Source organism: Aeromonas sp. 102P (assembly GCF_051920345.1).
Taxonomy (GTDB): Bacteria; Pseudomonadota; Gammaproteobacteria; order Enterobacterales; family Aeromonadaceae; genus Aeromonas; species Aeromonas veronii.
In genome coordinates this window covers 687501-711503 of sequence record NZ_JBQBCZ010000001.1, presented here as the reverse complement: position 1 = coordinate 711503, position 24003 = coordinate 687501, and the positions used below count along the sequence as shown (strand labels likewise).

The window sequence follows — 24003 nt, the reverse complement described above, 5'->3', positions numbered from 1 at the left end:
GCTGACCATGGAATTTTTCAACTTTCTGATGTTTGACGTGCTGTCCGAGCCCGCCGTGCTGGTCGGCCTGATCGCGCTTATCGGCCTGATTGCCCAGAAGAAACCGGTGACCGAGTGCATCAAGGGCACGGTCAAGACCATCATGGGTTTCATCATTCTGGGGGCCGGTGCCACCCTGGTGATCAACTCGCTGGGTGACTTTGCCGTCATCTTCCAGCACGCCTTCGGCATCAAGGGGGTCGTCCCCAACAACGAGGCCATCGTCTCCATCGCCCAGACCTCGTTTGGCAAGGAGATGGCGATGATCATGTTCTTCGCCATGCTGGTGAATATCCTGATCGCCCGTCTGACCCCGTGGAAATTCATCTTCCTGACCGGTCATCACACCCTGTTCATGTCGATGATGGTGGCGGTGATCCTCTCTGCCGGCGGCATGAGCGGTGTGCCGCTGATCGCAGTCGGCAGTCTGGTGGTCGGCGTCGCCATGGTCTTCTTCCCGGCCATCGCCCACCCCTTCATGAAGCAGATCACCGGCTCCGATGACGTGGCGCTGGGCCACTTCTCCACCTGCTCCTACGTGCTCTCCGCCCTGATCGGCGCCAAGTTCGGCAACAAGGCCCACAGCTGCGAAGATGTACAGGTGCCCAAGAGCCTGCTGTTCCTGCGCGATACCCCGGTGGCCATCTCCTTCACCATGGGTATCATCTTCCTGGTGACCTCCGCCTTCGCCGGCCCCGAGTTTGTCTCCAGCGTCGCCAAGGGCAAGCACTGGTTCATGTTCTCCCTGATGCAGTCCATCACCTTCGCCGCCGGTGTCTACGTCATCCTGCAGGGTGTACGGATGGTCATCGCCGAGATCGTTCCGGCCTTCAAGGGGATCTCCGACAAGCTGGTACCGAACGCCAAGCCGGCACTCGACTGCCCCATCGTCTTCCCCTACGCCCCCAACGCCGTGCTGATCGGCTTCCTGTCGAGCTTTGCCGCCGGTCTGGTGGGGATGGCGCTGCTCTACGCCATGGGCCTGACCGTCATCATCCCGGGCGTGGTACCGCACTTCTTCGTCGGCGCTGCTGCCGGGGTGTTCGGCAACGCCACCGGTGGTCGTCGCGGCGCCATTCTGGGTGCCTTCGCCAACGGCCTGCTGCTGCTCACCATTCTGCCGGTGTTCCTGCTGCCGGTGCTGGGCGACCTCGGTTTCGCCAACACCACCTTCAGCGACTCCGACTTCGGTGTGGTCGGCATCCTGCTGGGACTGATCGTTCGCTAATTCCGGCAACCGCCAAAAACAAAACGGAGCGCATCGCGCTCCGTTTTTTTATGGCTGAGATGTATGAAAGGCTGAAACTCAGTCGTTCTCCAACGCAGTGAGGCAGTGCGAGAGGGTACGCGCCAGCGCACCCTGATTGCGCAGCACCACGGCGCGAGCCTGCTCCCCCATCTCGTGGCGGGCGTTGCCGTCGGCAAACAGCTGGCTCACCTGCTCGCCCAGCTCGGCGGCATCGGCCACGATGGCGGCGCCCCCCTGAGCCACCAGCTGGCGGGTGATATCGCTGAAGTTGAAGTAGGCGGGCCCCGTCAGGCAGGGCTTGCCGAGGGCTGCCGGCTCCAGCAGGTTGTGACCGCCAATCTTCACCAGACTGCCACCGACAAAGGCCACATCGGCCGCCGCCAGCATCAGTGGCAGCTCGCCCATGGTATCGCCGAGATAGACCTTATCCTCCGCACGCACCACAACACCATCAGTGCGCCGCACGCAGCCGTAAGGGGCACACAATTCGGCCACCCGGTCGAACCGCTCGGGGTGACGCGGCACCAGAATGAGCAGCGCATCGGGATGGCGTTTGAGCAGCAGATCGAAGGCGGCCAGCACCTGCTCATCCTCCCCCTGATGGGTGCTGGCGGCGATCCAGACCGGCCGATCCGCCCCCAGCTGCTGGCGCAGGGCGCGCCCTTTTGCCTGCACCTCGTCACCAAACTGGATATCGAACTTGATAGAGCCGGTCACCGCCAGCCGCGAACGCTCGATGCCGAGGCGGGCGAAGCGGTCGGCGTCATCCTGATGCTGACAGAGCAGATGGGTCAGCGGCCGGCTCAGGGCGTCGAAGGCACCGTGGAAGCGGGCATAACGCTGGCAGGAACGCTCGGAGAGGCGGGCGTTGATGATGGTCACCGGCAGGTGGCGCGCCTCACAGGCGGCCAGCCAGTTCGGCCACAGCTCGGTCTCCATCACCCAGAGCGCGCGCGGCTTGAAGGTGTCGAGAAAGGCCGCAATGGCCCAGGGGTAGTCGAGCGGCGCGTAGCGATGGATCACCAGATCCCCCAGCTTGGCAGCCTGATCGGCGCCGGTGCGGGTGGTGGTGGTGAGCAGGATCGGCAGATCGGGCCGCTCCGCCTTGAGGGCGCGAATGAGCGGCGTGATGGCCAGCGTCTCCCCCACGCTCACCGCATGGATCCAGAGCGGCGCCTCCTGCCCGGTGGCAGGCAACCGCCCGAGATGCTCGGCCCAACGCTTGCCAAAGCCGGGCTTGCCTTTCTTCGGCTTGTAGAGGGCCAGCAGCGCCAGCGGCAATCCCAGATGGATCAGCAGGTTGTAGAGCAGACGGTAGGGCATCTTACTGACTCTGCTCCAGCTTCTTGCAGGCATCGACCACCTGCTCCGGCGCCAGGTCGATCAAACACTTGAGATGGCCGAACTTGCAGGTGCGCTTGAAGCAGGGGCGGCACTCGATGTCGGTGTGAACGATCTCGACCCGATCCGCCAGCGGCGGGGTGTAGAGCGGCGAGGTGGAGCCATAGACGCCCACCAGCGGCCGGTTGAGGGCGGCAGCGATGTGCATCAGGCCGGAGTCGTTGGAGATGACCCGGCTGGCCAGCGCCATCAGATCGATCGCCTCGTGCAGGCTGGTCTTGCCCGCCAGCACGTGGCAGTTGGGGCGAGTTAGCAGGTTGACCCGATCCCGGATGGTATTGGCTACCGGGACATCCTTGTTGGAGCCGAAGATCCACACCTGCCACCCTTCGTCCAGATGCTGCTGGGCCACCACGGCATAGTGTCCCTCCGGCCAGCGCTTGGCCGGGCCAAACTCGGCACCGGGGCAGAGCACCAGCACCGGGCGAGCGCGATCCAGTCCCAGCCGCTCCAGCGCCTTGCTCTGGTTGATCAAATCGACGTGGAGAGCCGGGTGCGGAATGGTCGGAATATCGGCCCGGCTCTTCATCTGCGCCTTGGGATAGGCGAGCGCCAGATAGCCCTCCACCATCAGCGGAAAAGCAGACTTGTTGCTGCGCAGGTCGTTGAGCAGACCGTAGCGGCTCTCGCCCTTCCAGCCGGTACGGACCGGAATGCGGGCAAACCAGGGGATCAGCGCCGACTTCATGGAGTTGGGCTGGACGATGGCCTGATCGTACTTCTCCGCCGCCAGCTGCTTGCCGAGGCGGCGGCGTGCCACCAGCTTGAAGTCACCGTGGCCAAGGGGCATGGTGATCGCCTTGTCCACCTCCGGCATCCGCTCCAGCAGGGCGCAGCACCAGGCGGGGGCCATCACGTGCAGCTCGCACTCCGGATGGTTGGCCTTGATCGTCTTGTAGAGACTCTGGGACATCACCATATCGCCGACCCAGGAGGGGCCGATCACCAATATTTTCATTACGCGTCTTCTCTCGGGTCTGGCCCGGCTGTTAATCATCACTGGGCGAGATTATGCCCCAAGAATGACTGGATAAATAACAGAAGATCCTTGGCAGACGCTGCCGTCACCCCATTTTTCCAGCGGTGGCCCGCTTCCAACCGGACGAGAGGAGACAGTCAAACAGCTGATGGAAACGGGCAATGGCGGCTCTCTCTTTGGCCCATTTTTCCGTTAGAATGGCCCATCAATACGCATTCGACCCGCCAGCCGGGCAATAACCGTGAGCCCACATTCGTGAAAAAACCGACTCTGGCTGCCGTTCTGATCGTCAAGAATGAAGCCGACAACCTGCGCAAGTGCCTCGCCTCCCTCGACGGACTGGTGGACGAGATCGTCATTCTGGACTCAGGCAGTCAGGACGAGACCTCGGCCATCGCCGCCGAATTTGGCGCCCGCTTCTTCGTCAACGCCAAGTGGCCTGGCTTTGGCAAACAGCGCCGACTGGCCCAGTCCCACGTGCAGTCCGACTGGGTGCTGTGGCTGGATGCCGACGAGCGGCTCACCCCCGAGCTGAAAACCGCCATCGCCGAGGTGATGGCCAATCCGGCCAGCGATACCATCTACTCGATCCCGCGCCTCTCCTGGGTGTTTGGCCGCTTTATCCGCCACAGCGGCTGGTATCCTGATCGGGTGCTGCGTCTCTATCCCAAGGCGCTCACCAGCTACAACGAGGCGCTGGTGCACGAAAAGGTGGAAGTGCGGGCCAACATGAAGATCGTCAATATTCATGGCGACCTGCTCCACTTCACCTATCGGGATCTGGAGCACTATCTGGTGAAATCGGCCGGTTATGCCCGCGCCTGGGCCGATCAGCGCACCGCTCGCGGCAAGAAGGGCTCTCTCAGTCAGGGGCTGATCCACGCTGTCGGCTGCTTCCTCAAGATGTACCTGCTCAAAGCGGGCTTCCTCGACGGCAAGCAGGGGTTGCTGCTGGCGATCCTCTCCGCCCATTCCACCTTCGTCAAATACGCCGACCTCTGGGTGCGCCAGCAGCCGCAGCAGCCGGAATAACCGTCATACGAAACAGGGCCCCGCGGGGCCCTGTTTGCATTACTGCATACCTTACTTGCGCCAGAAAGGCGCCGCCCAGCGGGCCATCACCGGCACCATGGCCTTGGGATCGAGCTGGCTCATATCCTCAGGATGGTCGCTATCCTCCGGCGGGCTGAAGGCGAGGTGACGCCCTTCGCTGTTGAGGGGCTTCCAGCGCAGCGGAGTAGCGGAGCGGCGCATCGGGAAGAAGCCGATGGTCGGCACATCGAGCGCGCCAGCGATATGGAGCGGGCCAGTACTGCCTGCAACGAACAGGGCGGCGTTAGCCAGCACCTGACAGAACATCGGCAGACCATCGCTGGAGCGGTAGATCCAGCCGTTGCCGCCGTGGGCCAGCAACTCGGCCGCCAGCTGTTCGGCCATCTTCTCCTCACCCGGGCCTGCGGTCAGCACGCACTGCAGCTCGGGGCAGGCCTGATTGAGCTTGATGATGATGCGGGCATACTGCTCGATGGAGAGGTTGTTGGCCGAACCGCCGCTACCGGCATGCACCATCAGCCAGGGGCGGCTGGCATCGAGCTTGAGCTTGAGTGCCAGCTGTTCGCGCACCTGTCGCAGGGTCTCGTCATCGAACTGCAGGAAGGGGGTCTGGGGCTCCACCACGGCCACCTGCTGATCGGCCAGGAAGCGGCGGATCAGCTCCAGGTTGTACTCGGACTCCGGCTTCTGGGAGCGGGAACGGCGCTGCACCAGTCGCTGGTTGTAGAGCACCTGCGCCAGCTTGGTCGCCGGGGCCAGCCGGTAAGGGATATGTGCCTTCCACACCAGCATGGCGTTGCGGGAGTTGGAGAAGAGGCAGATGGACGCGTCGAACGCCGCCGCCTTGATCCGCGCCAGCAGCGCTCGCTGTTGCTCCTTGTCGGCCCGCACGCCCGGATCGATGATCACCTCGTCAATCCAGGGGCAGAGCCGGGCCAGCGGCGCCGTGTAGGCCGGAACCAGGGCAGTCACATGACACTCCATGGAGCCTTTTAGCATGGCGAAGCTAGGCCACGCCAGCATGAAGTCACCAATCTTGTCATTGCGAACGACCAGAATACGTTTCATAAAAAATCCCTTTGCTCCCTGTCACCAATGCAAGGAGGCTTGATGCGCGATGGCGTATTCTTGCCTGATGCACTGCTATTCTCAAGCGACGACCTTATAATGCGACCAAATTTCCAGGTTGCAGGACCGCAAAGATGACTACCAGGGTGATTTATCCCGGGACATTTGATCCCGTTACCAATGGCCACGCCGATCTCATCGGCCGCGCCGCCAAGCTGTTTGACGAGGTGGTGGTCGGGGTCGCCAACAGCCCGAGCAAGCGCCCGCTGTTCGATCTGGCAGAACGTGTCCAGCTTGTCCAGCAAGTGACCAGCACGCTTCCCAACGTCAAGGTGGTGGGCTTCTCCGGGCTGCTGGTCGATTTTGCCAAAGAGCATCAGGCCAACGTGCTGATCCGCGGCCTGCGCGCCGTCTCCGACTTCGAGTACGAGTTCCAGCTGGCCAACATGAACCGCCGCCTGATGCCGGAGCTGGAGAGCGTCTTCCTCACCCCAGCCGAGGAGAACTCCTTTATCTCCTCCACCCTGGTGAAAGAGGTGGCGCTGCACGGTGGCGACATTCGTCAGTTTGTCGATCCCGTGGTGGCCCAGGCCATCGCAGCCAAACAGCAACAGCGCTAATCCCTCCCCTGATTGGCAGAAACGAACAAGGGCTACCCGCGGGTAGCCCTTGTTGTATCTCTCTCGCATGGAGAGGTCAGCCTGCTTGCCGGTTACTGACGGGCAAACCGCTCATTCATCTCCTGCACCAGCTGATCGAGCCACTCGTAGCGGCGCCGATACATAGCCCGCTTCTTGGAGGCGATCTCCTCCAGCGGCTTGCGCGGCTGGGCTTGCAGGGCGACGAAGTTGGCATCCACATCCCGGGCGTCGAACTCCTGCCACAGCTCGTCATAATCGGCCTGCAAATTGGCTTTCTGCTTGCTGCTGTAGCGCTTGGCCTGAAACACATGGGCCCGCTTGCGTACCGCCAGCACCTCCGCCGCCCCCATGCTCTGCGCCAGTTGCAGCACCAGCTGCACCAGCAGGGATTTGGGCCGCAGGCCGTGTCCCTCTTTGGTCAGCTCGCGCACCCGATCCTGGGCATTGTCGACCGCAGGCTCCGGCCCCTGCATGGAGCCGATCATCAGAATCAAACGATCCACGCTGCCCGCCAGCGAAAAGGCGCAGCTGTAGAGGCGCTGCCCCTCGCCGTTGACGATGGAGAGCGCCAGCTCGGCCTCGCGGCGGAAGGTGCCATCGTGGCGCAGCAGAATGCGGCAGCCGCTCTGGGGATAGTGCCCAAGTTCGATCCCCTCGCCCAGATAGAGCGGGTCGATCAGCTGCGGGTAGCACTCCAGCAGCAACCGATAGTGATTTTCCAGCATCTCGGCCCGCTCACGGGCGCTGGCACAGGCGAAGCGATAGGGTCGCATCGGCTTGTCGAGCAGCTCGGGATAGACCGCTGGCAGCGCCTTGAGCGAGTCGCACTGAAACAGACTGAAGACCCGACTCAGCGACTTGCGATAGAGCAGGCTGCGCAGCACAAACTTGCCGCGATTGAAGGTTTTTCGGTCACATCCCTCGGGGTAGAGGAAGCGGGCCATGGATTTTGCGCAATAGCGCTCCTGCCGGGATAAATATTCCCAGTCTATTGATTTAACTGTCATTTTTATATTCTCAAACCGCCTGAACGGTCGGGATACTAGTGACAGCTGTGCAAATCTTCAACAGAGTGGAAATACGCTGTTACAACTTCCCCCGGATCGGGGCAAAAAGTGCGCTCAGCGCTGGCAATGACTGCAAAAAACCGTGGTGCGCTGGCCCATTCTTGTCTCGGTCAGCAGGGTGTGACAGTGGAAACAGGGCTGACCGCCACGGCCGTAGACCTGCAACTGCTGCACGAAATAGCCCGGCTTGCCATCGGCACTGGTGAAATCCTTGAGAGTGGTGCCGCCCTGGCGAATTGCCTCGGCCAACACGCGCTTGATCTCGGCCACCAGGGTTCCCAGCCGCTCGGCGCTGATATTACCCGCCGCCCGTTTGGGGTGAATGCCGGCAGCATAGAGCGCCTCGTTCGCGTAGATGTTGCCCACCCCGACCACCACCTGATTGTCCATCAGGAACTGTTTGATGGCGGTGCTGCGTCCCTTGGCGCGCTCACGCAGGTAATCAGCACTGAAGGCATCGGTGAGCGGCTCGGGCCCCAGCTTGGCGAGCAGCGCATGGGCTTCGGCCGGTTCGCGAGTCCAGAGCAGGGCGCCGAAGCGGCGCGGATCGTTGAGCCGCAGCAGCTTGCCATTCTCCAGCTCGATATCCACGTGGTCGTGCTTCTCGGCCGGGGTGCCGATATCCAGTACCCGCAGACTGCCGGACATCCCCAGATGGAGGATTGCTGTGCCGAAATCGGTCTCCAGCAGCAGGTATTTGGCACGGCGACGCACCCGATGGATGGTGAGGTCCACCAGCTCCTGAATCTCACCAGGGATCGGCCAGCGCAGACGGCCATCCCGCACCACTACACGCGTCACCTTGATACCGGTGAGCCAGGGGGAGATCCCCTGACGACTGACTTCAACTTCTGGCAATTCAGGCATGGGCACCTCGCAAGGAAAAGGAACTCAGGGGGCAGGACGCAGCAGATCGCGATACTGCTCGGCAGTGAGGGCGAGCCAGAGACCGGAGGGCAGCTGAGCGCCATATTGGCCGCTGTTCTGATAGAGGCCGATCTCGACCGGATCGTTCTGGCCGGCAATCCACACCTTGATGGCCACCGAGGTGCCGCGCACCACCTCGCCGGGGGGCAGCAACCAGCTCTGCCAGCGCGCCAGACGGGCATCCAGCTGAGCCGTGTCGAGCCCCAGATCCGGCACGCTGCGCCAGCCCTGACCAATCCGCTCAATCTGCCAGCTCGGCCCCTGCCAAGTGAGCACCACGGCCGCATCCGGCAGCAAGGGGCGAGCCCGCTTGGCGCTGTTCTCCTGCTGGGCAGTCTCCATACGATGCAACAGGGTGATCACGATCAGCACCACCACAATGATCACGTTATTCCAGCCTTTGCGGCTCAATTTGAACATGGCAAGCCTCCCTTTGAACCGGCAGTGTACTGAATTCGGCGCATAAAAAAACCCGGCACGAAGCCGGGTTTTTGGGAATGCAGCATCAAGTAATTACTTGATTTTGCCTTCCTTGTAGATCACATGCTGACGAACAACGGGATCAAACTTTTTGATCTCCATTTTTTCGGGCATGGTGCGCTTGTTTTTGGTAGTGGTATAGAAGTGACCAGTACCGGCGCTGGAGTTCAGGCGAATTTTCTCGCGAATACCTTTAGCCATGATCTAATTCCTTATACCTTAACACCGCTGGCGCGCAGTTCAGCCAGAACCACTTCAACGCCACGCTTGTCGATGATACGCATGCCTTTTGCGGATACGCGCAGGCTTACGAAGCGTTTTTCACTCTCAACCCAGAAACGGTGAGTGTGCAGGTTCGGCAGGAAACGACGCTTGGTGGCGTTGTTAGCGTGCGAACGGTTGTTACCAACTGCCGGGCGCTTGCCGGTTACTTGGCATACTCTAGACATGTCAGTCTCTCCAAATCTTACTTCATTGCTCGAGCAAATATCTGCCCCGCTGGCCTTCGATTGCGGGGCAAACAGAAGGCGGCATTTTATACAGCATCCGTGATCAAAGATCAACTAATACGGTGCCAGAGCACAGTTATAGCCAACCGCGCTCGGCAAAAGAAACCGTGATGCCATCACCGATCACCAAGTGATCCAGCACTCTGATATCGATCAGGGCCAAAGCGGCCGTGATCCGATCCGTGATCTGGCGGTCGGCCCTGCTGGGCTCGGCGACGCCGGACGGGTGATTATGCGCCAGAATCACCGCGGCTGCATTATGTTTGAGCGCGATCTGCACGATTTCTCTTGGCCAGACGCTCGCCGAGTCGATGGTGCCGAAAAAAAGCTCAACAAATTGAATGACTCTGTGCTGATTGTCGAGCAACAGCAGGGCAAACACCTCACGCGGCCGATCCCGCAGCTGGGCCTGCAGATAGTCGCGGGTCAGCTGGGGCGAGGTGAGCGCATCGCCCCGCTGCAACTGCTCGGCCAGATGGCGTCTGGCCATCTCCAGCACCGCCTGCAACTGGGCATATTTGGCCGGGCCAAGGCCGTGCGCCTCGCAGAATGCCCGTTGATCCGCGCCCAGCAAGCTGCGCAAAGAGCCGAATTGATTCAATAGATTACGTGAAAGATCCACTGCACTCAGGCCATTAACACCGGTGCGCAGAAAAATGGCGAGCAGCTCGGCATCGGAGAGCGCCGCAGGCCCCTGACGCAGCAGCTTCTCTCTGGGGCGTTCATCTTCCGGCCACTCTTTGATGCTCATTTGTCTCTCCCTCATCCCTGTTGAGAAAAAACATAGCAAAAAATTGCGCGCGCCCGACCACGCCCCTTGATGCCAACCCCTGTCGTCATCCATTGCGTGTGGTATCTTAGCCGACCAGTCAGAATGAGCCGGATAGAGAAACAGCAGATGAGATTGGCCGATAAACGCATCCTGTTGGGTGTCAGCGGCGGGATCGCCGCCTACAAGAGTGCCGAGCTGGTACGCCGCCTGAAAGATCAGGGCGCCGAAGTGCGGGTGGTGATGACACGCTCCGCCAAGGAGTTCATCACCCCGCTGACCCTGCAGGCGGTCTCCGGTCATCCGGTGGCCTACAGCCTGCTGGACCCCTCTGCCGAAGCGGGCATGGGCCATATCGAGCTGGCCAAGTGGGCCGATCTGGTACTGATCGCCCCCGCCAGCGCCAACCTGATGGCGCGGATGGCTGCAGGCATGGCCGATGAACTGCTGACCACCCTCTGTCTGGCCACTCCGGCGCCCATCGCGCTGGCACCCGCCATGAACCAGCAGATGTATCTCAACGCCGCGACCCAGGCCAACCTCAAGACCCTGGCCAGCCGCGGCATTCTGCTGTGGGGGCCGGATGCAGGAAGCCAGGCCTGTGGCGATGTGGGCCCGGGCCGGATGCTGGATCCCCTCGAACTGGTGGATCGCTGCTGCCAGCAGCTGGCCGCCGAGCCCTTGCTGGCGGGCGTCAAGCTGCTGCTCACCGCAGGTCCGACCCGCGAGGCACTGGATCCGGTGCGCTACATCAGCAACCACAGCTCCGGCAAGATGGGCTACGCCATCGCCCGAGCTGCCCGTGAAGCGGGCGCCGAAGTGACGCTGGTGAGCGGCCCGGTGACGCTAGCTACGCCTGCTGGCGTGACCCGTGTCGATGTCGAGAGCGCGGAGCAAATGCATCAGGCGGTGATGAGCCGGGTCGGCGAGTGCGACCTCTTCATCGGCTGCGCCGCGGTAGCCGACTATCGCCCCGAGCAGGTCGCCAGCCAGAAGATCAAGAAAACCGGCGACAACGACCAGATGGTGGTGAAGCTGGTGAAAAATCCCGACATTATCGCGGCCGTCGGCGCCCTTTCAGACAAACCCTTCACCGTCGGATTTGCCGCCGAAACCGTGGATGTGGAACAATACGCCCTCGACAAGTTGCAGCGTAAGCGGCTGGACATGATCGCCGCCAACGATGTGTCCCGCGAGGGGCAAGGCTTCAACGCCGATGACAACGCCCTGACCGTGTTCTGGCAAGGGGGCCAGGCCCCGCTGCCGCTGGCCGACAAGCTGACGCTGGCCCGTCACCTGATCGCCCTGATTGCGCGCCACTACCGGCACTGAGCGTCCCGAAAGAACAAGACTCACGGCACCCCGCCTGCCAAGAGGGGCGCCAATACAAGATCCAACTGAAAAAGCGATTCATGACTACACAAATTGAACTGAAGATTCTGGATGCCCGTATCGGTACCGAGTTCCCGCTGCCCGCCTACGCCACACCGGGCTCTGCCGGCATGGATCTGCGCGCACTGCTGGATGCGCCGCTGACTCTGGCTCCGGGTGATACCACCCTGGTGCCGACCGGTCTGGCCATTCACATCCAGGATCCGGGTCTGTGTGCCACCATCCTGCCCCGCTCCGGCCTCGGCCATAAGCACGGCATCGTGCTGGGCAACCTGGTCGGTCTGATCGATTCCGATTACCAGGGTCAGCTGATGGTCTCGGTCTGGAACCGCGGCAAGGATGAGTTCACCATGCAACCCGGCGAGCGCATCGCCCAGCTGGTGATCATGCCGGTAGTTCAGGCCAGCTTCCAACTGGTCGATGAGTTCAATCAGAGCGAACGGGGTGAAGGCGGTTTTGGTTCTTCTGGTCGCCAATAACAGACCACACCAGCCCGATGGGCGGTGCCTAATAACAGAATCAAGCCATTGTTTTTTTAGGGGAATCCATGGCAAGCAGTAATCAGAAACAGAGTCGGCGCGATCAGATCCTGCAAGCGCTCGCCCATATGCTGGAAACCAGTCCGGGTCAGCGCATCACCACGGCCCGTCTGGCGGCCGAGGTCGGCGTCTCTGAAGCAGCCCTCTATCGACATTTTCCCAGCAAGGCGCGGATGTTCGAGGGGCTGATCGACTTTATCGAGGATTCCCTGCTGTCACGGGTCAATCTGATCATGGCGGAAGAGAAGGACACCATGGCGCGCTGCCACCATATCCTGCAGCTGCTGCTGGTGTTCGCCGAGCGCAATCCCGGCATTACCCGCATCCTCAATGGCGACGCCCTGCTGGGTGAGCACGATCGGCTGCGGGATCGCATCAGCATCCTGTTCGACAAGCTGGAGACCCAGATCAAGCAGGTACTGCGCGAAAAGCGGCTGCGCGAAGGTCAAGGCTTCCAGCTAGACGAGACCATGCTGGCCAATCTGCTGCTGGCCTACACCGAAGGTCGCATCAGCCAGTTCGTGCGCTCCGAGTTCAAGCTCAAGCCCACCGCCGGTTTCGAAGATCAGTGGCAATTTATCCGCAGCCAACTGCTGCAGAGCTGATGGTTTTTTCGCATCATTCAGCAAAAAGAAGGGAGGCTTTGGCCTCCCTTCTTTTTTGTGTCAGGTTTTTATGGCAGAAAAGAAGTACCAGATGCGACCCGTACTGTCGCGCTGCGGTGTTAGATTTATCCACCATAAACCTTTTAGAACCTGACAGGACATCCTATGGAACCCGAAATCATTACCGAAGCGCAGACCTGGCTGGTCAATAATCAGGGACTGCTGATCGAATACGGCGTCAATATCGCCGCCGCCCTGCTGACCCTGCTGGTCGGCTATATCGCCGCCAACCTCATCAGCGGTGGCGTGGTCAAGGTGATGCAGGCCCGCAAGCTGGACACCACAGTCACCCACTTCGTCGGCAGCATCCTCAAATACGCCATTCTGGTGTTCGTAGTGATCGCCGCGCTGGGCCGTGTCGGCGTGCAGACCGCCTCCTTCGTCGCCATTATCGGTGCCGCCGGTCTGGCCATCGGTCTGGCGCTGCAAGGCTCGCTCTCCAACTTCGCTGCCGGCTTCCTGCTGATCATCTTCCGCCCCATCAAGGCGGGCGAGTTTATCGAAGTGGCAGGTACCGCGGGTGTAGTACAGTCCGTTCAGCTCTTTACCACTACCCTCACCTCAGGTGACAACAAGATGGTGGTAGTACCGAACTCCGCCATCCTCAACGGCACCATCGTCAACTACTCGCGCATGGATACCCGCCGCGTCGATATGACCTTTGGCATCGGCTACGGCTCTGACCTGCGCAAGGCCAAACAGGTCCTCGAGCGTCTGGTGAGCGAAGAGCCGCGCATCCTGAAAGATCCGGCAGCCACCATCGCCGTTGCCGCGCTGGCCGACTCCTCGGTCAATATCGTGGTGCGCCCCTGGGTGAAAACCGCTGACTACTGGGGTGTCTGGTTCGACTTCCACGAGAAGGTGAAACTGACCTTTGATGCCGAAGGGATCGAAATTCCCTTCCCGCAGATGGTGATGCACATGCAAAAAACGCAGGCGTGATCGCGGTTCTGCTGCAACAGACAATGCCAGCCTTCGGGCTGGCATTGTCGTTTCTGGCCCCACCCCATGGCCGTGTCGGTGCATAACCACGCCAACCGGATGAAAACAATTTCAGGCCATCGGGGTGGCCCCAATCATGAGCAAGCGCAAGATCCGCCTTGCTTTCGTGACACATAATCCCAATGTTCTGGTTGTATGCTCCCGACAGTGACCCATTGCGGTAAAAGACAATCGGTAAAAATCTGTTACACGGGCCGCCCGATCGGCTCGCTATAATGCTCGGATAATAAGGTTTGGCGGGACCTTGCCTGCAAGGTTCAAACACAACTTGGCATTTCAGGAATCCTATGAAAAACATCAATCCAACCCAAACCCAGGCCTGGCAGGCACTGGAAGCCCACTTTGCAGCAAACAAAGAGACCCGACTCAAGGATCTGTTCGCGCAGGACCCGAAGCGCTTTGACAAGTTTTCCCTTACCTTCGGCGGCGACATCCTGGTTGATTACTCGAAGAACCTGATCACCGAAGAAACCCTCAAGTTGCTGGTTGATCTGGCCAAAGAGACCGATCTTCGCAGCGCGATCGATGCCATGTTCAATGGCGACAAGATCAACATGACCGAAGGCCGCTCCGTACTGCACGTGGCCCTGCGCAACCGCTCCGACCGCCCCATCGAGTGCGACGGCAAGGACGTGATGCCGGAAGTGAACGCCGTACTGGCCAAGATGAAAGGCTTCTGCGAGAAGATCATCTCCGGCGAGTGGAAAGGCTACACCGGCAAAGCGATCCAGCACGTGGTCAACATCGGTATCGGTGGCTCAGATCTGGGCCCGGTGATGATCACCGAGGCACTGCGTCCCTACAAAAACCACCTGCAGATGCACTTCGTCTCCAACGTCGATGGTACCCACATCGCCGAGACCCTGAAGAAGATCGATCCGGAAACCACCCTGTTCCTGGTGGCCTCCAAGACCTTCACCACCCAGGAGACCATGACCAACGCCCTGACCGCCCGCGACTGGTTTATCAATATCGCCGGTGACAAGGCCCACGTTGCCAAGCACTTCGCTGCCCTCTCCACCAACGGCAAGGCCGTGGCCGAGTTCGGTATCGACACCAACAACATGTTCGAGTTCTGGGACTGGGTTGGCGGCCGCTACTCCTCCTGGTCTGCCATCGGCATGCCCATCGCCCTGTCTGTCGGTTTCGAGAACTTCGAAGCCCTGCTGCAAGGCGCCTTCGAGATGGACATGCACTTCGCCACTGCCTCCTATGAGCAGAACGTGCCGGTGCTGCTGGCGCTGATCGGCCTGTGGTACAACAACTTCTACGGTGCCGAGTCCGAAGCCATTCTGCCGTACGATCAGTACATGCACCGCTTCCCTGCCTACTTCCAGCAGGGCAACATGGAATCCAACGGCAAGTACGTGGATCGCAACGGCAAGCCGGTTGACTACCAGACTGGCCCCATCATTTGGGGTGAGCCGGGCACCAACGGCCAGCACGCCTTCTACCAGCTGATCCATCAGGGCACCAAGTTGATCCCCTGTGACTTCCTGGCGCCAGCCATCAGCCACAACCCAATCGGTGACCACCACCCGAAACTGCTGGCCAACTTCTTCGCCCAGACCGAGGCGCTGGCCTTCGGCAAGAGCAAGGAAGAGGTCGAAGCCGAGTTTCTGGCGGCTGGCAAAACCCTGGAGCAGGTCAAGGATCTGGTGCCGTTCAAAGTGTTCGAAGGCAACCGCCCGACCAACTCCATCCTGTTCAAGAGCCTGACCCCGAAAACCCTGGGTGCCCTGATCGCCATGTACGAGCACAAGATCTTCGTACAGGGCGCAATCTGGAACATCTTCTCCTTCGACCAGTGGGGCGTGGAGCTGGGCAAACAGCTGGCCAACAAGATCCTGCCGGAGCTGGGCAACAACGAGGCTGTCACCAGCCACGACTGCTCTACCAACGGCCTGATCAACACCTGGAAAGCGTGGAAAGCCTGATTTATCCAGCCTTTCTGAATGCAAAAGCCCCGCTCGATGAGCGGGGCTTTTTTATGACTGTCAGGCTGGTTTTTCTGGCTGGCCGGTCGGGTGTCCAGTCCGACCGGCGATGGGGATCGTCATCCCCGCCCCTTCATCCTCCAGCCCGATGCTGGCTTAACCACCAACAGCGATGCGCTTCATGTCCTTCATGTAGCCACGCAGTACCTGACCGATTTTCTCGATCGGGTGGTTGCGGGTCGCTTCGTTGGCCGCCAGCAGCGCCAGGTTGTCGACGCTCTGCCCTTCCGCCTTGCTGGCACCCAGATCGCCCGCTTTCAGGGTCGGCATGAAGTGCTCGCGCAGCAACGGCACGGCGGCGTTGGCGAACAGGTAGTTGCCGTACTCGGCGGTGTCGGAGATGACCACGTTCATCTCGTACAGACGCTTGCGAGCAACTGTGTTGGCGATCAGCGGCAGCTCGTGCAGGGATTCGTAGTAGGCAGACTCCTCGTAGATACCGGAAGCCACCATGGTCTCGAACGCCAGCTCGACACCCGCCTTGACCATGGCCACCATCACCACGCCATTGTCGAAGTACTCCTGCTCGGCAATCTTGCCTGCAAACGCCGGCGCATTTTCGAAGGCAGATTTGCCGGTCTCTTCGCGCCAGCCGAACAGCTTGGCATCGTCTTCGGCCCAGTCGGCCATCATGCCGCGGGAGAACTCACCGGCGATGATGTCGTCCATGTGCTTCTCGAACAACGGGCGCATCAGGGTCTTGAGCTGCTCGGAGAGCTCGAAGGCGCGCAGCTTGGCCGGGTTGGACAAGCGGTCCATCATCAGACTGATGCCACCCTGTTTCAGGGCTTCGGTGATGGTCTCCCAGCCGAACTGGATCAGCTTGCCGGCGTAGGCCGGGTCTGTCCCTTCGGCAACCAGCTTGTCGTAGCAGAGCAGAGAACCGGCCTGCAGCATGCCGCAGAGGATGGTCTGCTCGCCCATCAGGTCGGATTTCACTTCCGCCACGAAGGAGGACGCCAGCACGCCAGCACGGTCGCCGCCGGTGGCAGAGGCCCACGCCTTGGCGATGGCCATGCCTTCGCCTTTCGGGTCATTTTCCGGGTGAACGGCGATCAGGGTCGGTACGCCGAAGCCGCGCTTGTACTCCTCACGAACTTCGGTGCCCGGACACTTGGGCGCCACCATCACGACAGTGATGTCGGAGCGGATCTGCTGACCCTCTTCCACCACGTTGAAGCCGTGGGAGTAACCCAATGCGGCGCCCTGCTTCATCAGCGGCATCACGGTTTTCACCACGTCGGAGTGCTGCTTGTCCGGAGTCAGGTTCAGCACCAGATCTGCGGTCGGGATCAACTCTTCATAGGTGCCGACCGCGAAGCCGTTATCGGTAGCTTTCTGCCAGGAGGCACGCTTCTCGGTGATGGCGGCCTTGCGCAGGGCGTAGGAGATATCCAGCCCGGAGTCACGCATGTTCAGACCCTGGTTCAGACCCTGGGCACCACAGCCCACAATCACCACCTTCTTGCCCTTCAGCACGTTGCAGCCGTCCGCGAATTCTTCGCGCTGCATGAAACGACACTTGCCCAGCTGGGCCAACTGCTGACGCAGGTTCAAGGTGTTGAAATAGTTAGCCATGGTGATTGCTCCGTTCGATTGATTCCATGCCGGATAGCGGCGTTGTCTGAACCACTATAGCGCGGGACACTTATTGCCTGAACTGATATATTCGAAACAGTACGTTGCAATAACTGAAAGACTCACCCTTCATAATTGCCTGCTGAATGTACCGCGAGATGGCAGAAACAAGCCACCAACCGCTGGGTATCGGGCACACAAGCCGCGCCAGGAGCTGAAAGATGGACCTTCGCAATCTCGAGCTGTTTCTCCACCTCGCCGACTCCCTTCATTTCGGCAAGAGTGCCGATGCCATGGCGGTCAGCCCCTCCACCCTGAGCCGCGCCATCCAGCGACTGGAACAGGAGACCGGCTGCATCCTGTTCGAGCGGGACAACCGCTCGGTACGGCTCACCCCCGCCGGCGAGAAGCTGCGCGAATTCGGCGGCGGCCTGTTGCAGGAGTGGCGTCAGCTCAAGCAGGAGCTCAAACGCAGCGATGAACCGCTGCAGGGGCGGCTGCGGGTATTCTGCTCGGTCACTGCCAGTTACTTTCTGCTGCCCGAGGTGCTGGAGCGCTTTCGCCGCCGCTACCCCCAGCTGGAGATCAAGCTGGAGACCGGTGACCCGGCGCTGGCGGTGGACAAGATCCTGGCCGACGAGGCCGATCTCGCCATCGCTGCCCGCCCCGATGCCCTGCCCGCCAAGCTGGAGTTCGCCAGCCTGCAGCAGGTGCCGCTGGTCTTTATCGCGCCGCGCAACGCCCCGCAACTGAACCAGTGGTTCCGTCAGGGAGAACCTGATTGGGAGCAACTGCCAGTCATCCTCTCCGAACAGGGACTGGCCCGCAAACGCAGCGACCAATGGTTTCGCAACAAGGGGATAGCGCCCAACATCTATGCCGAAGTGGCGGGTAACGAGGGGATTGTCGCCATGGTGGCGCTCGGCTGTGGCGTAGGATTGGTACCTGCGGCGGTAATCGACCATAGCCCGCTCGGTGACAAGGTGCGGATCATCGACCTCAAGCCAGCCTTCAAGCCATTTGATGTGGGGATCGGGGTGCTCAAGAAGCGGCTGGAGGAACCGCTGATCCGCGCCTTCTGGGATACCGCGCAGAATCAGGGGTCACTGCGCTGACACCGGATTATAGATAAGGGCCGGATCGGCCATCATGATGCGGCTGGGCAGCGGCAAGTCGGGGTTGTGCAGCTCGAGGCGCACCCGCTCATCCAGTTTCAGCCGCCGAATGGTGCTGCCAAATCCCTCTTCAAAGACCCGGTCAAAAGCACCAGACTGCCGCGCCCGCAGCAGGCCGAGCTCGATACGCTGCGCCAGCTCCGGATATTTTGGCGAGACAAAGAAGAGCAGCGCCAGCGGATAGCGAAACACCAGACGGGGCTCGATGGCGAGATCGGGATGCTGCCTGAGCTCATCCTCGATCTCGATGACCGAGCGCAGGAAGCAATCAAAACGCTTCTTGCGCAGCATGTTGAAGAGCGCCTCATAAAGATTGCCCACCGTCACCTTGAGGCCGTTAGCCCGCAGCAACTGGGTGTCTGGCCAGGACCTGTGCTGACCAATGGAGAGCCCGGCGCGATGCCAGTCCGCCAACGATCCGATCGCGGCAAAACGCCCCTCATCCCCCTGCCGAACCAGACACACCCGCCACCCCAGCAGCCCCTTGGCCAGCGGAATGTGGATTGCCAGCAACTCCCGTTCTCGCTCACCATCGGGGGCAAAAACACCGACCTGAACCAGCTCGCCGCTGCGCAGCTCCTTCACCGCCCGCCCCTGCTCCATCTGCGGGCTGGAGACCAGCTGGTAGGGGCCATATTCGGGTACGGTGAGATCGAGGGAGAGGCGCAGCAACTGGACGACGGCGGGGTTGGGATGATCCAGCAGCAGATTCCAGGCGCGGATAGGCTGCTCGACTGCCGATACGCCAACCGTCCACAGTGCCATGCACCACCACCAGACTCTGATCATCCTGCGCACCATCCGTGCCTCATGCTCCTCGCCATACTATAACGCCAGCCAGCGCCTCAACGGCGCCCTCTCTGAAAGATGTGTGAGCGCTCTCGTGTCAAATCTCATGTCAAAAGTGACAATAGGCAAACCCGGCAGGTCATCGCAGACTGGGCGTTCATCAACAAACGCCAAGGCGCAGGGAGGAGAACCATGAAACAGCATCTGGTAGAGATCAAGGGTTCAACCCTGTTTGACGAGTATCTGCAAAGCATGGGCGTACCCAGCACGGCGCTCGATCGGGAGCAGGATATCTATCTGCAGGAACGCCACCTGGGAGCCATTCGCCGGGTGCAGGGCGAACTGCGCTTTTATCTGCGTGCCAATGCCCTCAACAAACGGTGATCAGGATCCGGTCACAGAACCCGCAGCAAAGGCGTATTAGACTGGTATCTTCCCCCTTTTGTCGGGAGTGCCCATGAAAGCAAGCGGTCTGGATCGGCTGTTCAAACCCCACTCAATCGCCGTGATCGGCGCCTCGACCGACCCGCTCAAGGCGGGTCATGTGATCGTGCGCCACCTGCTGGCGGGCCAGTTCAAAGGGCCCATCCTCCCCGTCACCCCGCGCAACAAGTCCATCGCCGGTGTGCTGGCCTATCCCGATATCGCCAGCCTGCCGCTAACCCCGGATCTCGCCATCATCTGCACCAGGCGGGAGCGGGTCTTGCCGTTGCTGGAAGCGCTCGGCCAGAAGGGCGCGGGGGCGGCCATCATACTGGCCGCCGACTTTTCCCCCGAGGAGCGACTGGAGCTGAAACGGGTCTGCCAACAATATGGCATTCGCCTGCTCGGCCCCAACAGCATGGGGATGCTGCTGCCCGGCCAGGGGATCAACGCCAGCTTTTCCCCCATTGCCGCCAAGCCGGGGCAGGTCGCCTTTCTCTCGCAATCCGCCGCCGTCAGCACCACCATTCTGGATTGGGCCAAGCAGCATGAGCTGGGCTTCTCCGCCTTCATCTCCCTGGGTGATCACTGCGACATCGACTTCGGCCAGCTGCTGGATCAGCTCTCCCGCGACAGCGTCACCCGCGCCATCTTGATCTACATGGACAAGCTGCACGACGCCCGCCACTTTCTCTCGGCGGCGCGGGCAGCCTCGCGCAACAAGCCGATCCTGGTGCTGAAAAGCGGGCGCCACGATCCGGCCCACGGTCTCGACAATGTCTATGATGCCGCCATCCGTCGCGCCGGCATGCTGCGGGTACGGGATACCCACGAACTGTTTGCCGCGGTGGAAACCCTCAGCCACTCCATGACCCTCAAGGGAGAGCGACTCGCCATCATCTCCAACGGCCGCGGACTGGCCAATATGGCGGTGGATGTGCTGCTGGAGCGGTGCGGCAAGCTGGCTCGCCCGCCACTCGATATCGGCAGCGATGCCACCATCACCACCTATCAGGAGGCACTGGACAACGTGTTGCAGGAAGATGGCATCGACGCCATCCTGATCATCCACGCCCCCTCGCTCACGGCACCGAGCGCGCCGCTGGCCAGCCATCTTATTGCCCATCTGAAACAGCATCCCAGAGCGCGCCGTTTCAACATCCTCACCAACTGGGCGGGCGAATACTCGGCGCAGGAGGGGCGCAAACTCTTTACCGAGGCGGGCTTCCCGACCTACCGCACGCCGGAAAGCGCCATGGCCGCCTTCATGCACATGGTGGAATACCGCCGCAACCAGAAGCAGTTGATGGAGACACCGGCATCCCTGCATGGCAACCAGCTCAATGTCGATCTGTGCCAGCAGCTGATCCGCCAAGCGCAGGAGCGCAAACAGCTAAGATTGGATACCCATCTGGTGCACCCGATTTTACAAGCCGCCGGTCTCTCGACCCTGCCAACCTGGATCGTCACCGACGCCATCGAGGCAACCCTGACTGCCGAGCAAATCGGCTACCCGGTAGCAGTCAAACTCCGTTCGCCCGATATCCTGCACAAGTCTGCCGTACACGGGGTGGTCCTCAATCTGCGCACCTCGGCCGAAGTGGCGCAAGCTGCAGATGCCATTCTGGACAGGGTCAAACAGCATGATCCGGGCGCCCGCATCGAAGGGTTGCTGGTGCAGCGGATGGCTCGCCGCAGCGGCGGCCTCGAGCTGCGGGTACGGATCCAGCAAGACGCCATCTTTGGCCCCGTCATTCTGTTGGGTGAATCTGGTGCGGAACCGCAGGAGATGATGGCAGCGTTACCGCCGCTCAATCAGGCGCTGGCCCGTTACCAGATCATCGGAGCCCTCAAGAGCCGCAAGATCCGTGAGCAGGCCACACCGGAACGACTGGATATCGATGCCCTCGGTCAGGTGCTCTGCCAACTATCCGAACTATTGCTCGCCTTTCCTGAGATTCAGGAACTGGACCTGCACCCGCTGCAAGCGTGCGGCGCAGAGATGGTGGTGCTAGATGCCAGCCTCACACTGGCTAACCCCGCCATCCCGACCAGCAACCGACTGGCGATCCGCCCCTATCCTACCGAACTGGAGGAGGGGGCCTGGCTTAAAGATCAGCGCCATATCCTGCTGCGCCCGATCCGGCCGGAAGATGAACCGGCTCACAAGCAATTCGTGCTGCAGGTCTCCGATGAAGACAGGTACAAACGCTTCTTCGCCGATGTCGGCGAACTGGGCCATGAAGAGCTGGCTCGCATGACCCAGATCGATTACGACCGAGAGATGGCCTTCGTAGCGGTGGGGCAAGATGGCGAGCTGCAGGATCATATCCTCGGCGTGGTACGCGCCATTTCGAGCCCGGACCAGAGCGATGCCGAGTTTGCCATTCTGGTGCGATCGGACTTGAAAGGGGTGGGGCTCGGTAAATTGATGATGGAGAAGATCATCCGTTACGCCAAAGAGCAGGGGATTGGCAAGTTATCCGGCATGACCATGCCCAGCAATCGCGGCATGGTCAACCTCGCCAAACGGCTTGGCTTCAAGATCGACGTGCAAATGGAAGAGGGGGTGGTCAATATGGAACTTCCCTGTAGTCAGCAGGCAGCAGAAGGCTGATTTGACCATCTGTAGAGCTGTTCAAATGGCTGTGAATGAAACTGATAAGGCTCTGATATAGCCAGAAAATGGTGGAAATAAACGGCTATCTGGCTCTCTTTTGGCAGGAAAAAACCAAACGTTGACTGTTTAACACGCTAAAAATACAAAAGCCCGGTTATGAAGCCGGGCCTTGCTGTTCGTTCTGGTGTGCAAACCTGTGGCTCTTATGGGCAAAAAACGCCCATAGCAAAAAGGCCTTCCCAATCGGGAAGGCCTTAAAATTAGTGGCGGAGCGGACGGGACTCGAACCCGCGACCCCCGGCGTGACAGGCCGGTATTCTAACCGACTGAACTACCGCTCCGCATTCGGTTAGCTTTCGCTAAATCTTCTGCTGCATTTTCTGAGGTGTCATCCTCGCAGCCAGTGACGTGATTCTTCACATCGCTGTTTAATTGAGTGCCTGGCAGTGTCCTACTCTCGCATGGCGAATGCCACACTACCATCGGCGCTACCGCGTTTCACTTCTGAGTTCGGCATGGGATCAGGTGGTTCCACGGCGCTATGGCCGCCAGGCAAATTCTTAATCTAGAAAGCTGACGTGAATAACGACTAGGTCATTATCACTGAATTAGTAGTTCGCTTGGTATCTGTTACAAGCCTTAGAACACTTCTTGGGTGTTGTATGGTTAAGCCTCACGGGTAATTAGTACGGGTTAGCTCAATGCATCGCTGCACTTACACACCCCGCCTATCAACGTTGTGGTCTCCAACGGCCCTTTAGGACCCTCAAGGGGTCAGGGATGACTCATCTCAGGGCTCGCTTCCCGCTTAGATGCTTTCAGCGGTTATCGATTCCGAACTTAGCTACCGGGCAGTGCCACTGGCGTGACAACCCGAACACCAGAGGTTCGTTCACTCCGGTCCTCTCGTACTAGGAGCAACTCCCTTCAATCATCCAACGCCCACGGCAGATAGGGACCGAACTGTCTCACGACGTTCTGAACCCAGCTCGCGTACCACTTTAAATGGCGAACAGCCATACCCTTGGGACCGACTTCAGCCCCAGGATGTGATGAGCCGACATCGAGGTGCCAAACACCGCCGTCGATATGAACTCTTGGGCGGTATCAGCCTGTTATCCCCGGAGTACCTTTTATCCGTTGAGCGATGGCCCTTCCATTCAGAACCACCGGATCACTATGACCTACTTTCGTACCTGCTCGACCTGTCCGTCTCGCAGTTAAGCTGGCTTATGCCATTGCACTAACCTCCTGATGTCCGACCAGGATTAGCCAACCTTCGTGCTCCTCCGTTACTCTTTGGGAGGAGACCGCCCCAGTCAAACTACCCACCAGGCACTGTCCGCGAGCCCGATTCAGGGCCCTGCGTTAGAACATCAAACATACAAGGGTGGTATTTCAAGGACGGCTCCAGCGCAACTGGCGTCACGCCTTCAAAGCCTCCCACCTATCCTACACATGTAGGTTCAATGTTCAGTGCCAAGCTGTAGTAAAGGTTCACGGGGTCTTTCCGTCTAGCCGCGGGTACACCGCATCTTCACGGCGAATTCGATTTCACTGAGTCTCGGGTGGAGACAGCATGGCCATGGTTACACCATTCGTGCAGGTCGGAACTTACCCGACAAGGAATTTCGCTACCTT

Annotated in this window: 22 protein-coding genes, 1 tRNA gene and 2 rRNA genes (1 of these 25 cut by a window edge); 11 read left to right on the top strand and 14 right to left on the bottom strand. The window is 60.3% G+C overall.

Annotation, left to right across the window (positions count from 1 at the left end):
• Positions 1 to 7: 7 nt before the first annotated feature.
• Positions 8 to 1267, top strand: coding sequence for a PTS ascorbate transporter subunit IIC (locus ACTG1K_RS03415; RefSeq protein WP_440004813.1), 1260 nt, complete (start codon positions 8 to 10; stop codon positions 1265 to 1267).
• Between the two features lie 78 nt (positions 1268 to 1345).
• On the opposite strand, the gene waaA is transcribed toward ACTG1K_RS03415, so the two are convergent.
• Positions 1346 to 2611, bottom strand: coding sequence for a lipid IV(A) 3-deoxy-D-manno-octulosonic acid transferase (waaA, locus tag ACTG1K_RS03410; protein WP_440004812.1), 1266 nt, complete (start codon positions 2609 to 2611; stop codon positions 1346 to 1348).
• Position 2612: 1 nt separating this feature from the next.
• Positions 2613 to 3647: a lipopolysaccharide heptosyltransferase II gene (waaF, locus tag ACTG1K_RS03405; protein WP_236323385.1), complete on the bottom strand. Its 1035-nt coding sequence runs from the start codon at positions 3645 to 3647 to the stop codon at positions 2613 to 2615.
• 276 nt (positions 3648 to 3923) lie between these two features.
• On the opposite strand from waaF, the gene ACTG1K_RS03400 reads away from it, so the two are divergent.
• Positions 3924 to 4700 carry a glycosyltransferase family 2 protein gene (locus tag ACTG1K_RS03400; protein ID WP_440004811.1) on the top strand — a complete coding sequence of 259 codons (777 nt, stop codon included), beginning with the start codon at positions 3924 to 3926 and terminating at the stop codon, positions 4698 to 4700.
• Between the two features lie 51 nt (positions 4701 to 4751).
• On the opposite strand, the gene ACTG1K_RS03395 is transcribed toward ACTG1K_RS03400, so the two are convergent.
• Positions 4752 to 5789, bottom strand: a complete 1038-nt coding sequence (locus tag ACTG1K_RS03395; protein ID WP_216979848.1) for a glycosyltransferase family 9 protein — start codon at positions 5787 to 5789, stop codon at positions 4752 to 4754.
• Between the two features lie 134 nt (positions 5790 to 5923).
• On the opposite strand from ACTG1K_RS03395, the gene coaD reads away from it, so the two are divergent.
• Positions 5924 to 6409, top strand: coding sequence for a pantetheine-phosphate adenylyltransferase (gene coaD / locus ACTG1K_RS03390; RefSeq protein ID WP_111901322.1), 486 nt, complete (start codon positions 5924 to 5926; stop codon positions 6407 to 6409).
• Between the two features lie 92 nt (positions 6410 to 6501).
• Here coaD and ACTG1K_RS03385 read toward each other — a convergent pair whose 3' ends face one another.
• The 6 genes from ACTG1K_RS03385 to radC form a co-directional block, all read right to left on the bottom strand.
• Entirely contained in the window at positions 6502 to 7374 is an 873-nt protein-coding gene (locus tag ACTG1K_RS03385; RefSeq protein ID WP_058057065.1) for a VirK/YbjX family protein, read from the bottom strand.
• A gap of 177 nt (positions 7375 to 7551) precedes the next feature.
• On the bottom strand, positions 7552 to 8364 hold the full coding sequence (mutM, locus tag ACTG1K_RS03380) for a bifunctional DNA-formamidopyrimidine glycosylase/DNA-(apurinic or apyrimidinic site) lyase (protein WP_021231536.1): 813 nt from the start codon (positions 8362 to 8364) through the stop codon (positions 7552 to 7554).
• A gap of 24 nt (positions 8365 to 8388) precedes the next feature.
• Positions 8389 to 8844, bottom strand: coding sequence for a hypothetical protein (locus ACTG1K_RS03375; RefSeq protein WP_159164593.1), 456 nt, complete (start codon positions 8842 to 8844; stop codon positions 8389 to 8391).
• A 93-nt stretch (positions 8845 to 8937) separates the two neighbouring features.
• Positions 8938 to 9105, bottom strand: coding sequence for a 50S ribosomal protein L33 (gene rpmG / locus ACTG1K_RS03370; protein ID WP_005307500.1), 168 nt, complete (start codon positions 9103 to 9105; stop codon positions 8938 to 8940).
• 11 nt (positions 9106 to 9116) lie between these two features.
• Complete coding sequence (rpmB, locus tag ACTG1K_RS03365) at positions 9117 to 9353, bottom strand: 50S ribosomal protein L28 (protein WP_005307492.1); 237 nt, start codon at positions 9351 to 9353, stop codon at positions 9117 to 9119.
• Positions 9354 to 9489: 136 nt separating this feature from the next.
• A complete protein-coding gene (radC, locus tag ACTG1K_RS03360; protein WP_005339502.1) occupies positions 9490 to 10164 on the bottom strand; it encodes a RadC family protein in 675 nt (224 codons plus the stop codon).
• A 147-nt stretch (positions 10165 to 10311) separates the two neighbouring features.
• On the opposite strand from radC, the gene coaBC reads away from it, so the two are divergent.
• The 5 genes from coaBC (at position 10312) to pgi (ending at position 15717) form a co-directional block, all read left to right on the top strand.
• The gene (coaBC, locus tag ACTG1K_RS03355; protein ID WP_005357385.1) at positions 10312 to 11514 is read left to right on the top strand and encodes a bifunctional phosphopantothenoylcysteine decarboxylase/phosphopantothenate--cysteine ligase CoaBC; all 1203 of its coding nucleotides are present in this window, start codon (positions 10312 to 10314) and stop codon (positions 11512 to 11514) included.
• Between the two features lie 80 nt (positions 11515 to 11594).
• Positions 11595 to 12053: a dUTP diphosphatase gene (dut, locus tag ACTG1K_RS03350; protein WP_005355985.1), complete on the top strand. Its 459-nt coding sequence runs from the start codon at positions 11595 to 11597 to the stop codon at positions 12051 to 12053.
• Between the two features lie 68 nt (positions 12054 to 12121).
• The gene (slmA, locus tag ACTG1K_RS03345) at positions 12122 to 12718 is read left to right on the top strand and encodes a nucleoid occlusion factor SlmA (RefSeq protein WP_005339495.1); all 597 of its coding nucleotides are present in this window, start codon (positions 12122 to 12124) and stop codon (positions 12716 to 12718) included.
• A gap of 165 nt (positions 12719 to 12883) precedes the next feature.
• Complete coding sequence (locus ACTG1K_RS03340; protein WP_425857239.1) at positions 12884 to 13720, top strand: mechanosensitive ion channel domain-containing protein; 837 nt, start codon at positions 12884 to 12886, stop codon at positions 13718 to 13720.
• 347 nt (positions 13721 to 14067) lie between these two features.
• Positions 14068 to 15717, top strand: a complete 1650-nt coding sequence (gene pgi / locus ACTG1K_RS03335; protein ID WP_005339491.1) for a glucose-6-phosphate isomerase — start codon at positions 14068 to 14070, stop codon at positions 15715 to 15717.
• Positions 15718 to 15873: 156 nt separating this feature from the next.
• Here pgi and ilvC read toward each other — a convergent pair whose 3' ends face one another.
• Positions 15874 to 17355, bottom strand: a complete 1482-nt coding sequence (gene ilvC / locus ACTG1K_RS03330; protein WP_440004810.1) for a ketol-acid reductoisomerase — start codon at positions 17353 to 17355, stop codon at positions 15874 to 15876.
• A 221-nt stretch (positions 17356 to 17576) separates the two neighbouring features.
• Between ilvC and ilvY the strand changes: the two genes are divergently transcribed.
• Positions 17577 to 18470: an HTH-type transcriptional activator IlvY gene (gene ilvY, locus ACTG1K_RS03325; RefSeq protein WP_040069423.1), complete on the top strand. Its 894-nt coding sequence runs from the start codon at positions 17577 to 17579 to the stop codon at positions 18468 to 18470.
• Here the strand turns inward: ilvY and ACTG1K_RS03320 are convergent.
• Entirely contained in the window at positions 18459 to 19319 is an 861-nt protein-coding gene (locus ACTG1K_RS03320) for a hypothetical protein (RefSeq protein WP_440004809.1), read from the bottom strand. The two genes, ilvY and ACTG1K_RS03320, sit on opposite strands and share 12 nt — an antisense overlap.
• Positions 19320 to 19511: 192 nt before the next feature.
• Here ACTG1K_RS03320 and ACTG1K_RS03315 point away from each other — a divergent pair, with 192 nt between their 5' ends.
• Both ACTG1K_RS03315 and ACTG1K_RS03310 read left to right on the top strand, forming a co-directional pair.
• Complete coding sequence (locus ACTG1K_RS03315; RefSeq protein ID WP_005339486.1) at positions 19512 to 19703, top strand: hypothetical protein; 192 nt, start codon at positions 19512 to 19514, stop codon at positions 19701 to 19703.
• 73 nt (positions 19704 to 19776) lie between these two features.
• Entirely contained in the window at positions 19777 to 22359 is a 2583-nt protein-coding gene (locus ACTG1K_RS03310; protein ID WP_440004808.1) for a bifunctional acetate--CoA ligase family protein/GNAT family N-acetyltransferase, read from the top strand.
• Positions 22360 to 22626: 267 nt separating this feature from the next.
• Here the strand turns inward: ACTG1K_RS03310 and ACTG1K_RS03305 are convergent.
• The 3 genes from ACTG1K_RS03305 to ACTG1K_RS03295 form a co-directional block, all read right to left on the bottom strand.
• Positions 22627 to 22703: transfer RNA gene (locus tag ACTG1K_RS03305), tRNA-Asp, on the bottom strand.
• 97 nt (positions 22704 to 22800) lie between these two features.
• Positions 22801 to 22915, bottom strand: a 5S ribosomal RNA gene (gene rrf, locus ACTG1K_RS03300).
• Positions 22916 to 23024: 109 nt separating this feature from the next.
• Positions 23025 to 24003: ribosomal RNA gene (locus tag ACTG1K_RS03295) — 23S ribosomal RNA — on the bottom strand; it runs 1911 nt beyond the window's last position.